Source organism: Streptomyces sp. NPDC001219, assembly GCF_053597915.1.
The window spans coordinates 129,249-140,687 of sequence record NZ_JBSFJF010000016.1; the positions used below are offsets into that span (position 1 = coordinate 129,249).

Genomic DNA, 11,439 nt, shown 5'->3' on the forward strand with positions numbered 1-11,439 from the left:
CGTCCGTCCGGCGGCGGCTCAGCCGGCCGCCGCCGTCAGGACGTAGTAGTCCAGCAGCCCGGTCTCGTACGCCGTCAGATAGCGGCGCGGCCACTCGTCGTCGCGGAGTTCCGGCTGCTGGGCCATGTAGCGGTCGTAGGACTCCCAGACCCCGTCGCCGATCGACCGGACCCGCACCTCCCGCAGCCCCGCCGCCGACAGGGTCGCGGCGACCTCGTCGACCACGTGCGGAACGTCCAGGCCGTCGGCGAACGGGGGCAGCAGCTCCGGCAGGGCACGGGCGGCCTCCCGGCTGCGGGCGAAGAAGGTGGTCAGCGCCAGCCGGCCGTCCGGGCGCAGCACCCGCGCGGCCTCCCGGGCGAAACCGGGCAGATCACGGAAGTGCTGCGCCGCCTCGACGGAGAACAGACAGTCCACGCAGTCGTCGGGCAGCGGGATGTCCTGGGCCGCGCCCAGGACGAACTCCAGCCGCCCGGCGGTGTCCGCGGACGCGGCGAGCAGGTCCGCGTTGGCCTTCCGGGCGCGGGCGATCTGGTCGGGGTGGGCGTCCAGCCCGATGACCGTGCCCATCCCGGACTCCCGCAGCGCCAGCGCACAGCCCAGCCCGCGTCCGCAGCCGACGTCCAGGGCGGTGCGGCCCCGCGCCCGGCCGAAGGTGCCGAGCACCAGACGGTAGAGGTCCTCCTCGCTGCGCACCCGGTCGGCCTCGGTCAGCCGCCGGTCCGCGGGGCCGGGCAGTCCCGTCCAGTAGCCGAAGTTGATGAAGCCGCCGGCGAAGGCGGCGACGGTGCTGAGGTCGTCGGCGCCGTAGACCCGCGCGACCCGTTCGGGAAGGTCCGGGGGCGCTGGGCCGTCCGGGGGTTCGGCGGGGGCGGCCGGCGGCGGCTGCTGCGTCATCGAACGCTCCTCGTGCGTGCCGTGGGGGACCCGCCGTGACGGGCGCCGCGGAGGCGCCGACCCGGCGGTACGGACGCACCAATTCTCGGCCCTGGAACGCTGCCGCACCATCGTGCAGCGCTCGCGCAGCGGGGAAGGCCGCACGTGGGGTAGAGCCGCCGCGCCCCGGTCCCCTGACGGCGCCGGGGCCGTCAGGGGACCGGGCGTCAGCGGCTCAGAGCGCCTGGCCGGCCGGCTTGATCATGCCGCGGACCGTGCGGGCGTCGACGTACTCGCCCATCGCGGTCATCTCCCACTCGCCGGAGAACTGGCGGATGAGCTTCGCCATCATCACGCCCGTACGGGGCTCCGAGTGGGTGAGGTCGAAGCGGACCAGTTCCTCGCCGCTCCGGTCGTCCAGCAGGCGGCAGTAGGCCTTGGCGACGTCGGAGAACTTCTGGCCGGAGAAGGAGTTCACCACGAAGACCAGGCCCGTCACCTCCGGGGGCAGCCCGCCGAGGTGGACGGTGATCGCCTCGTCGTCGCCGGCGCCCTCGCCGGTGAGGTTGTCACCGGAGTGCTGGATCGCGCCGCCCAGGATCATCAGCTTGCCGAAGAAGCAGTTGTCGACCTTCTTGCGGTCCGGGCCGTAGGCGATGACGGAGGCGTCCAGGTCGATGCTCTTGCTGCGGAAGGCGGGCTCCCAGCCGAGGCCCATCCGGACCGAGCTGAGCAGCGGGCGGCCGCCCTTGACCAGGGAGACGGTCTGGTTCTTCTGGAGGCTGACGCGGCCCTTGTCGAGGTTGATCTTGCCCGGTGCGGCTGCCGGGGCGGCCGCTGCCGGCGCTGCCGGGGCAGGGGCCGCGGCCGGCGGGGCGACCGGGGCCGGGGCGCCGGTCGGCGGTCCCCACTGGCCGGCGGGGGCCGCGGGGGCCGGTGCGGCAGGGGGAGCGGGGGGTGTCTGCGGGGTGGCGGCGGGGGCGGCCGGTTCCTCCACGGAGACGCCGAAGTCGGTGGCGATCCCGGCCAGGCCGTTGGCGTAGCCCTGGCCGACGGCGCGGACCTTCCAGGCGCCGCCGCGGCGGTAGATCTCGACGACCACCAGCGCGGTCTCGGTGCCCAGCTGCGGCGGGGTGAAGGAGGCGAGGACGCTGCCGTCGTCGGCGTTGCGGACCGTGCCGGTCGGTTCGGTGCCGGCGAAGGTCGCGCCGGGGGTGTCCAGGCTCGCGGTGACCACGATCTTCTCGATGCCGTCGGGCACCGCGGCGGTGTCCACCGTGATGGTGTCGCCGCCGCCGGCCGCCGCGGAGTGCGTCACGCCCGGCCCGGCGGGCTGGTTGTAGAACACGAAGTCGTCGTCGGAGCGCACCTTGCCGTCGGAGGCCAGCAGCAGGCCCGAGACGTCCAGCCGCACGGGGGCGGTGACGTCCACCGCCACCCGCACGGCGCTGAGCGGGAGGTTCGAGCCAGGAGTCATAGCGGTCATGCCGGGCTCAACGATCGGCCCGCCTTTGCGGTTCCATTACCCGCGGTCCGGGGGAGGTCCGGCCTGTTCACCGGCGTTCCCGGGAGTTGCCGAAGAGCAGCCGGTAGGCGATCAGCAGGACCAGGGCCCCGGCGATCGAGGAGATCCACATGGCCGGTTCGCCGAAGTCCTTGGGTATCGGGCGGTGCAGGATCTGCGTGGAGAGCCAGCCGCCGATGAAGGACCCCACGATGCCGATCAGGGTCGTGCCGACGATTCCGCCCGGGTCCCGCCCCGGCAGCAGAACCTTGGCGATGACGCCCGCGATCAGCCCGAGTACGAGCCAGCTGACGATGCCCATGATGTGTTCCTCGTTCCTGCACGGAAATTGCGGTACGTAGACGAGGACGCCGGCCGGGCGGCAGGGGTTCCTTGGCTGGTCCTGCCTGGTTTCCCGTCCAGGGGGCCCTGGGCGGCGAGCAGCGGTGACCGCGCCCGGTTCGCCCTCGACGGGCCGTTGGTCGAGGAGCCGCAGCCGGTAGCCGTCGGGTCCCGCTGGCCTGGGGGACGAGCCGCACCAGCTCGGGGACAACTCCGGGAAGCGTCACGTCTGTTGCCCCGGGCCGCCGGGTAGGCCGGACACCGGGGGCCCGCTCACCCCCTACGGGCCGCCCCCTACGGCCCCGCCCCTCCCGCACACCCTTCCCCCTCCCGGCAGCCCCCGCCCCTCACCCCGGCCGCACGAACCCGCACTCGTACGCGGCGATCACCGCCTGGGTCCGGTCCCGTACGCCGAGCTTGGCCAGTACGCCCGCCACATGCGTCTTGACCGTGGCCGGGCCCACCCCGAGCCGGTCCGCGATCTCGGCGTTCGTCATCCCGGCGGTCATCAGCCGCAGCACCGCCCGCTCCCGCTCCGACAGCCGGGCCCGGATCAGCCGCGCCGCGTCGTCCGCGGCCCGCTCCCCGGCGTGCCGCGCGGCCAGTTGCCGCACCGCGGCCGGGAACAGCAGCGAGTCGCTGCGCGCCACCAGCCGCACGGCCTGCACCAGGTCCTCCGCGCCGGACCGTTTGAGCAGGAACCCGCTGGCACCGGCCCGCAGCGCGTCATAGACATAGGCGTCGTTCTCGAAGGTCGTCACCACGATGATGCGCGGCGGCCGGTCCATCCCGGCGAGCACCTGCTCGGTCGCCCGGATTCCGTCGATCTCCGGCATCCGGACGTCCATCAGCACGATGTCCGGGCGCAGTTCCCGGATCAGCGGCACCGCCTCGGCCCCGGTCGCCGCCTCGCCGACGACCTCCATATCGTCCTCGGCGCCCAGGATCGCGCGCAGCGCCGTACGCACCATCCGCTCGTCGTCGGCGAGCACGACGCGCAGCGGACGGGGCCGGTCCCGGTCGCCGCGGACGTCGCCGTTGGCGTGCCGGTCACCGCCGTCGCCGTCGCGGTTGCCGTCGCTGGTCGTGTGGCCGTCGTCTTCGCCGCATGTCACGTGGCCGTCGTCCTGAGTTGTGGTCATGTCCCCGCCCCCTGTCACTCTGCTCTCCCCTGTACTCCCTGGTCCCCCTGGCCCCTGCCCCCGCCCTCCGGTCGCCCCGCAGACGTCCCCCGCGCCCCTACGGCCGTACCTCGCCGCGCCCACCGCGCTCCCTCCCCGCCAGTGGCAGCCGGGCCGTCAGCCGCCATACGCCGCCGTGTGCCCCGGCCGCCGCCTCGCCGCCCAGCAGCCGGGCCCGTTCGGCGATTCCCAGCAGGCCGCGGCCCCCGCCCGTGCGGGGTGCCGGGACCGACGAGCCGGGCGCCGGGCCGGCCACCGGACCGCTCACCGGGTTCTCCATCCGCAGGGTCAACTCCCGCTCGGTGCGGTGCAGGGACAGCTCCACCGGCACCGGCCCGGCGTGCCGCAGCGCGTTGCTCAGGCCCTCCTGCACGATCCGGTACGCCTCCCGCGAGACCACCGGCGGCAGTCCCGTGCACCGCCCCTGTGTGGTCGTCTCGACCCGGACGCCCGCCGTGCGGGTCCGTTCGAGCAGCGCCTCCAGCCCGTCCAGGGTGGGCGCGGGGGCCGTCGGGTCGCTGCCGTCCTCCTCGCGCAACAGGCCCAGTACGGTGTCCAGTTCGGCGACCGCGTCACGGGTGGTGTCCTCGATGGCGGCCAGTGCCTGCCGGGCGAACTCCGGGTCCGTGTCGAGGACCCGGCGGGCCGCGCTCGCCTGCAGGGTGACCGCGCTCAGCGCGTGGCCCACCGAGTCGTGCAGCTCGCGGGCCAGCCGGTTGCGGGTGGCCAGATCGGCGGCCCGGCGCTCGGCGGCGGCCAGCCGGTCGGCGGGCGTGGGCCCCAGCAGGACCGGCGCCAGGCGGGCCATGAGCTGCCCGGCTCCCCAGGTCGTGCCCGCCAGCAGAGCCAGCAGCGCCAGCCCGGTGAGCGGGCCGAGCGCGCCGGGGAAGGTCTCCTGCCATCCCGGGAAGCCGCGCTGGAGCCCGGTCGAGAACGGCAGCGCCAGCAGACCCACCGCGGCCGGCGGCGCGGCCAGCGACATCCCGCTGACGATCCCGCCGGCCGCGTTGTGCGCCAGGTACCACAGCGCGGTACGCCGCCGGGCGGTCCACGAGTACCCCGGCTCGTCGGCCAGCAGCTCTCGCGGCACACCGCAGAACGTCCGTACGGCGCCGGCCGCCATGCTTCGCGCCGGGGCGAAGACCAGCCCGGCCCCCCAGGCCGGCGGCAGCGCGAGGCCGAACGCGAGGAACTGGGTGGCGACATCGCGGTAGGGGTCGGTGCCGTCCCTGACCAGCGACAGGACGACCGACGCCACCAGGAAGTACGGCGTCAGGATCGCGCCGCCGATCACCAGATGGACCCAGCGCAGGGCGTGCCGCCGCAGTCCGGTCAGTCGCACCGCGCGGCCCCGGACCCGTCCTGACGCTCCGTCTGGCGCTCCGTCCGGCGCACCGCCTGACGCTCCGCGGCGAGGCGGGGCCCGGCGCAGGCCACCACTGCCCCGGTGCTCATCTGCCCGGAGTAGGCAGGCAGATCACCGGAGGCGGCGACGGTCCCCTGGTGGGCGCCCTGCACGCCCCGTCGCGGAGCGGTGGGTGAGTGAGGTGCGTCAGATGAGTGAGGCGAGTCAGGTGCGTCAGATGAGTGACGTGCGCGGTGGTGGTGCCGGCCGGCCCGAACGGTCATGGCGGCCAGTCTTCCGGACCCGCCGCCCGCGCGCCTCGGCCCGGATGACGATCCGCCTCCGCCGCACGGGGGAGGAGCTGGGGCTCAGCCGGTTCCGCGGGGCCGTCTCACAGCCGTCGGGTGGCCAGCGCCAGCCGGTCGCGGGCGTCGGTCAGGGCGTCCTTGATCAGCTGCTCGTGTTCCGGAGTCAGCCGGGCCACCGGCACCGAGCAGCTGATGGCGTCCCGCGCCGGGGTGCGGTAGGGGATCGCGACGCCGAAGCAGCGCAGGCCCAGCGTGTTCTCCTCGCGGTCGACCGCACAGCCCTGTTCGCGCACCGTGTGCAGTTCCTCGATCAGCTGCTCGCGGTCGGTGAGGGTGTGCTCGGTCAGCCGGGGGAGGGCCGGCGGCAGCATCGCCCGGACCTGCTCGTCGGTGTAGGTGGCGAGCAGCGCCTTGCCCAGCGAGGTGGCGTGCGCGGGCAGCCGCCGGCCGACGCGGGCGGAAGGGCGCAGATGGTGCTGGGACTGACGGGTCGTGAGATGCACGACATGGGTGCCGTCGAGCCGGGCGAGGTGGATGGTCTCGGTGGTGTCGTCGGCGAGCCGGTCCAGCGTCGGCCGGGCCGCGGCCACCACCTCGTCGCCGTCGATGTACGAGGTTCCGACCAGCAGGGCGCGTACGCCGATGCCGTAGCGGGTGCCGGTCGCGTCGGTCTCGACCCAGCCCAGGTCGACGAGGGTGCGCAGCAGCATGTAGAGGCTGGACTTCGGGTAGCCGATCGCGTCCTGGACGGAGGCCAGACTGTGCATACCGGGACGACCCGCGAAGTATTCGAGCAACTCCACCGTCCGTACGGCGGATTTGACCTGCGATCCCCCGGTATCGGCAGCTGACATCGCCCTTGACCCCCCTGTTCGGCCCGCCATAGAGTCCCAGTTGTTCACCATCTGGGACAGCGTTCAGCATATCGAACGTGATCCGGTGGGCGGCATGGCGCGGAACGACTCGGCAGCATCGCCCGGGAGGAATGCACGGTGGCAGCGACAGCGGCAGCACCAGTCTGGAGTGTCGACCCCCGCACCGGGAAGCCACGGGAACAGGTCGCGGTGGAGGCCACCGCCGACGAGGTGGACACCGCGGTCCGCACCGCACACGCCGCCCGTGGCGCGCTGGCCGACCGCACCGTACGCGCCGCCCTGCTGCGCCGCTCCGCCGAGCTGCTCGACGAGGCGGGCGAGGCGGTCATCGAGGCCGCCGACGCCGAAACCGCGCTCGGCCCCGGCCGGCTCACCGGCGAACTCGCCCGCACCACCTACCAGTTGCGGGCCTTCGCGGACCTGGTCGAGGAGGGCGCGTTCCTCGACGTCCTGATCGACCACGCCGACGCCGGCCTCACCCCGCCCCGCCCCGACCTGCGCCGCTACAAGGTCCCGCTGGGCCCGGTCGCGGTCTACGCCGCCAGCAACTTCCCGCTCGCGTTCTCGGTCCCGGGCGGCGACACCGCCAGCGCTCTCGCGGCCGGCTGCCCGGTCGTCGTCAAGGCGCACCCGGACCACCCGGCCACCTCCGAGCTGTGCGCCGCGCTGCTGCACCGCGCCGCCCGGGAGACCGGCCTGCCGGAGGGCGTGGTCGGCCTGGTGCACGGCTTCCAGGCCGGTATCGACCTGGTGCGCCATCCGCTGATCGGCGCGGCCGGCTTCACCGGCTCGGTGCGCGGCGGCCGCGCCCTGTACGACGCGGCCGCGTCCCGCCCGCACCCGATCCCCTTCCACGGCGAGCTGGGCAGCCTCAACCCCGTCGTGATCACCGAGGACGCGGCCGCGGAGCGCGCCGAGCAGATCGGTGCCGGGCTGGCCGGGGCGATGACCCTCGGCGTCGGCCAGTTCTGTGTGAAGCCCGGCCTGGTGCTGGCGCCCGCCGGCGCGACCGGCGACCGGCTGCTGAAGGCGCTGACCGACGCGGTCAGCGACACCGAGGCCGGGGTGCTGCTCGACCACCGGATGCGGCAGGCCTTCCTCGACGGGGTCCGCACCCGCGCCGCGCTCCCCGGGGTCGAGGCGCCGGTGACCCCCGGCGCGGGCGGCGAGCACACCGTCAGCGCCGGCTTCCTCGCCGTCCCCGCCGCCCACCTGGCCGCCGAGGGGCCGCACGACCTCCTCCTGGAGGAGTGCTTCGGCCCGGTCACCGTCGTCGCCCGCTACACCGACGAGGCCGAGGCCGGCGCCGTCCTCGCCCGGCTCCCCGGCAACCTCTCCGCGACCCTGCACCTCGGCGCAGCGGAGAGCGCGGGCACCGATGACGCGGGCCGTGGCGCCCGGCTGCTGGCCGAGGTCACCCCGCTGGCCGGCCGGGTGGTCGTCAACGGCTGGCCGACCGGGGTCGCGGTCGCCCCCGCCCAGCACCACGGCGGCCCCTACCCGGCCACCACCTCCACCTCCACCTCCGTCGGCGGCACCGCCGTCGAACGCTGGCTGCGCCCGGTGGCCTACCAGGACACCCCGCCGGCGCTGCTGCCGCCCGAGCTGCGCGAGGACAACCCGCTCGGCCTGCCGCGCCGGGTCGACGGCCGCGCCGAGGGCGCGTAGCGGCCGTGCGCCCCGCCGCCGCCGACGCCCTCCGGGTCCGCGCCGCGACGGCCGCCGACCTGGCCGCGATCGCCGCCCTGCACACCGGCGCCCGTGCCGCGTACCACCGGGCCCGCTTCCCGGGCGCCCCCTTCGACGTCCCCGCCGAGCGGGCCCGGTGGCACGACGCCTGGTCCCGCGACCTGGACCGGGGCGACACCCCCGCGCTCTGCGCCGCCCGACGCGGCACCGTGGTCGGCGCGGCCTCCTACCGCCACCGCGCCGGCCACCGGACGGCCGTCACCCTCCACCAGCTCCATGTCGACCCCGGCCACTGGGGCACCGGCGTCGGCCTGGCCCTGCACCACGCCTGCTTACGGGCCTGGCACGCGGCCGGTGTCTCCCGGGCCGCCCTCGACGTCCTCTGGCACAACCACCGCGCCCGCGCCTTCTACACCCGCCTCGGCTGGCGCCCCGACCCGGACCGCCGCCCCGCCCCGGACGCCACGCACCTCAGCCTGACGCTGGACCTGGTGACGGCGCAGGCGCCGCCGGCTCCCGACGGGCGATGAGCTGGAGCCGCTCGGCCGTCCGCCCGTCCAGCGTGGCCACCGCCCCCGCCCGCTCCTTCACCACCGCGAAGCCCGCCTCCCGCACCAGCCCCCGCAGCCGCTCCGGCGGATGGTGCCGGAACACCCCGCCGTCCGGCGTCTCGAACACCCCGTACGTCCCGTACCGTTCCGCGAACCGCGCGTACCGCTCCCGGTTGAGCGCGTCGCCCTGCAACGGCACATCGCTCAGATACAGCACCCCGCCGGGCCGCACCAGCCGCCCCAGCTCCCCGGCGATCGCCCTCTGGTCGGCGTCCCCCGGCACACACGTCAGCACCGCGAACAGCAGCGCCGCGTCGAACGACCCGTCCTCGAACGGCAGCGGAAAGCCGGGGCAGTGCAGCAGCTCCAGCTCCGGATGCTCCCGCCGCCCCCGCGCGACCAGCGCCGCCGAGACATCCACGCCGCACACCGCCCGGTACCCGGTCCCGGCCAGCTCGGCGGTCAGCCGCCCGTAGCCGCATCCGTAGTCCAGCACCCGCGCGCTCCGCGGCACATACGCGTCCAGCAGCGCCGGATCGAGCGGATGCGTGAAGGTCTTGCCGGCCCCGGTCGTCTCCCAGAAGCCGAGAAATCCCTGTGACGAGGTCATGCGGGGACGGTACCCACCGGGCCGCCGGCCACCCGCCGAGCACGTCGAAGCCCTCACCGGACCCGGCCCACCCGCCGCGGCCCCGTGTCCCGCCCGGGAATACCGTCCCGCCCGCCGAGGTTGCACCGGCACACATCCACCCGAGGAAAGTCAGCTCATGCGCGTCGAGATCTGGTCCGATATCGCCTGCCCCTGGTGCTACATCGGCAAGGCCCGGTTCGAGGCGGGGCTGGCCGGGTTCGCGGGGCGGGCCGAGGTGGAGGTGGTGCACCGGTCCTTCGAGCTGGACCCGGACGCGCCGCCCGCCGCCGGCGTGCCGGTGATCGACATGCTCGCCACCAAGTACGGCGTGAGCCGGGAGCGGGCCGAGGCGATGGAGGCGCGGGTCGCCGGGGCGGCGGCGGGGGAGGGGCTGGACTACCGGTCCGACCGCATCCACGGGAACACCTTCGACCTGCACCGGCTGCTGCACCTGGGCCGCGCGCACGGCGTCCAGGACGCGCTGCTGGATGCCCTCTACCGGGCCAACTTCGCCGAGGCGAGGCCGCTGGGCGACCCCGCCGTGCTGCAGGAGATCGCCGTCGGCGCGGGGCTGCCGGCCGGGGAGACCGCGCGGGTGCTGGCCGATCCCGGGGCGTACGCGCGGGAGGTACGGGCCGAGGAGCGCGAGGCAGCGGAGCTGGGGGCCACGGGTGTGCCGTTCTTCGTCATCGACCGGCGGTACGGCATCTCCGGCGGGCAGCCCGCCGAGGTCTTCCGGGAGGCCCTGGAGCGTGCGTACGCCGACGGCGGCGGGCCGCCGCAGCCCGCCGGTGACGCGGCCGGTGCGGCCCCGGTGTGCGGGGACGACGGGTGCGCCGTACCCGGGAACCGATCCGGGGTCTGACCGGCCGCACCCGGTGTGACCTGCGGAGATAAGGGACTGTTGCGGAGCGGCCAAGCAAATTCGCAATGGACGGGACGGCAAGGGCCGAGCAGAGTGGGGGCATGCATCGACGTGAGCCACTCGGTGGGGCCGAATTCGCGGCCGAGACGACCTATCTGAACTCCGCTGCCAGCGGGCTGCTGCCGCGGCGCAGCGCCGACGCCGTACGCGCGGCCCTGGAGGAGTCCGCCTCCTACGGCACCATGGGCCGCGACTACTTCGCCGCCGCCACGGCCTCCCGTGCCGCCTTCGCCCGGCTGTTCGGCGTACCCGCCGAGCGGGTCGCCCTCGGCAGCTCGGTCGCGGTGCACTCCGCGTTCGTCGCCGCCTCGCTCCCGGAGGGTGCCGAAGTACTGGTGCCCGAGGGCGACTTCAGCTCGCTGGTCAATCCGCTCGCGGTGCACCCGGGCGTCAGGCTGCGCACCGTGCCGCTGGAGGCGCTCGCCGACGAGGTGCGTCCCGGGACCGCGCTGGTCGCCTTCAGCGCCGTGCAGTCGCTGGACGGCCGGATCGCCGACATGGCCGCGGTCCGCGACGCCGCGAAGGCCCATGGGGCGCGTACCTACCTCGACATCACCCAGGCCGCCGGCTGGCTGCCGCTGCGGGTCGCCGACTTCGACTTCGTGACCGCGGGGGCCTACAAGTGGCTGCTGTGCCCGCGCGGGGTGACCTTCCTGGCGATCGGCCAGGACCTGGGGCGGGACGGACAGTGGCCGAACGCCCGGCACGCGGGCTGGGTCGCGGGGGAGGACGTCGGCGCGTCCAACTACGGGCCGATCCTGCCGGCGACCACCGCACGGCGCTACGACGAACCGCACGCCCACTACCCCTACATCGGCGCCGAGCAGTCCCTCGGCCTCCTGGCGGAGCTGGGTGTGGAGACCATCCACGCGCACAACACCGCGCTCGCCGACCACTACCGCGCGGGGCTGGCCGAGCGCGGTCTGCTGCCCCGGCCCGCGCCCGGTTCGGCGATCGTCTCCACCCCGGGGATCGCGGACGCCGAGCACCGGCTGGCCGAGGCGGGGGTGCGGGTCTCGGTGCGCGGCGGGCTGCTCCGTACGGCCTTCCATCTCTACAACTCGACGGATGACGTGGACCGGCTGCTGTCCCTGCTGGGGTAGCGGGTGTGCGAAGCGGGCCCGGCAGGGCGGGGTACGGGGCCGCCTGATCGAGGCCAACCTGCGTTTGGTGGTCTCCGTCGCCAAGCGGTACGTCGGCCGCGGGCTGACC

Annotated in this window: 11 protein-coding genes; 4 read left to right on the plus strand and 7 right to left on the minus strand. The window is 75.0% G+C overall.

What is annotated here, in order from left to right:
* Positions 1–18: 18 nt before the first annotated feature.
* The 6 genes from ACWC9R_RS13450 to ACWC9R_RS13475 form a co-directional block, all read right to left on the minus strand.
* A complete protein-coding gene (locus ACWC9R_RS13450) occupies positions 19–897 on the minus strand; it encodes a class I SAM-dependent methyltransferase (protein WP_450731265.1) in 879 nt (292 codons plus the stop codon).
* A 214-nt stretch (positions 898–1,111) separates the two neighbouring features.
* The gene (locus ACWC9R_RS13455; protein WP_450731289.1) at positions 1,112–2,353 is read right to left on the minus strand and encodes a TerD family protein; all 1,242 of its coding nucleotides are present in this window, start codon (positions 2,351–2,353) and stop codon (positions 1,112–1,114) included.
* A 76-nt stretch (positions 2,354–2,429) separates the two neighbouring features.
* Positions 2,430–2,702: a GlsB/YeaQ/YmgE family stress response membrane protein gene (locus tag ACWC9R_RS13460; protein ID WP_362614593.1), complete on the minus strand. Its 273-nt coding sequence runs from the start codon at positions 2,700–2,702 to the stop codon at positions 2,430–2,432.
* A gap of 367 nt (positions 2,703–3,069) precedes the next feature.
* On the minus strand, positions 3,070–3,864 hold the full coding sequence (locus ACWC9R_RS13465) for a response regulator transcription factor (protein ID WP_450731267.1): 795 nt from the start codon (positions 3,862–3,864) through the stop codon (positions 3,070–3,072).
* 97 nt (positions 3,865–3,961) lie between these two features.
* Positions 3,962–5,239, minus strand: coding sequence for a sensor histidine kinase (locus tag ACWC9R_RS13470; RefSeq protein ID WP_450731291.1), 1,278 nt, complete (start codon positions 5,237–5,239; stop codon positions 3,962–3,964).
* Between the two features lie 400 nt (positions 5,240–5,639).
* Positions 5,640–6,410, minus strand: coding sequence for an IclR family transcriptional regulator (locus tag ACWC9R_RS13475; RefSeq protein ID WP_450731268.1), 771 nt, complete (start codon positions 6,408–6,410; stop codon positions 5,640–5,642).
* A 138-nt stretch (positions 6,411–6,548) separates the two neighbouring features.
* Here ACWC9R_RS13475 and ACWC9R_RS13480 point away from each other — a divergent pair, with 138 nt between their 5' ends.
* Complete coding sequence (locus ACWC9R_RS13480) at positions 6,549–8,099, plus strand: aldehyde dehydrogenase (NADP(+)) (RefSeq protein ID WP_450731270.1); 1,551 nt, start codon at positions 6,549–6,551, stop codon at positions 8,097–8,099.
* 5 nt (positions 8,100–8,104) lie between these two features.
* Positions 8,105–8,650 carry an N-acetyltransferase family protein gene (locus ACWC9R_RS13485; protein ID WP_450731272.1) on the plus strand — a complete coding sequence of 182 codons (546 nt, stop codon included), beginning with the start codon at positions 8,105–8,107 and terminating at the stop codon, positions 8,648–8,650.
* Here ACWC9R_RS13485 and ACWC9R_RS13490 read toward each other — a convergent pair.
* Positions 8,592–9,281: a class I SAM-dependent methyltransferase gene (locus tag ACWC9R_RS13490; RefSeq protein WP_450731274.1), complete on the minus strand. Its 690-nt coding sequence runs from the start codon at positions 9,279–9,281 to the stop codon at positions 8,592–8,594. The genes ACWC9R_RS13485 and ACWC9R_RS13490 overlap by 59 nt on opposite strands.
* A 157-nt stretch (positions 9,282–9,438) precedes the next feature.
* Here ACWC9R_RS13490 and ACWC9R_RS13495 point away from each other — a divergent pair, with 157 nt between their 5' ends.
* Positions 9,439–10,167 carry a DsbA family oxidoreductase gene (locus tag ACWC9R_RS13495; RefSeq protein WP_450731276.1) on the plus strand — a complete coding sequence of 243 codons (729 nt, stop codon included), beginning with the start codon at positions 9,439–9,441 and terminating at the stop codon, positions 10,165–10,167.
* Between the two features lie 101 nt (positions 10,168–10,268).
* A complete protein-coding gene (locus ACWC9R_RS13500; protein WP_450731277.1) occupies positions 10,269–11,330 on the plus strand; it encodes an aminotransferase class V-fold PLP-dependent enzyme in 1,062 nt (353 codons plus the stop codon).
* The last annotated feature ends 109 nt before the right edge of the window (positions 11,331–11,439 follow it).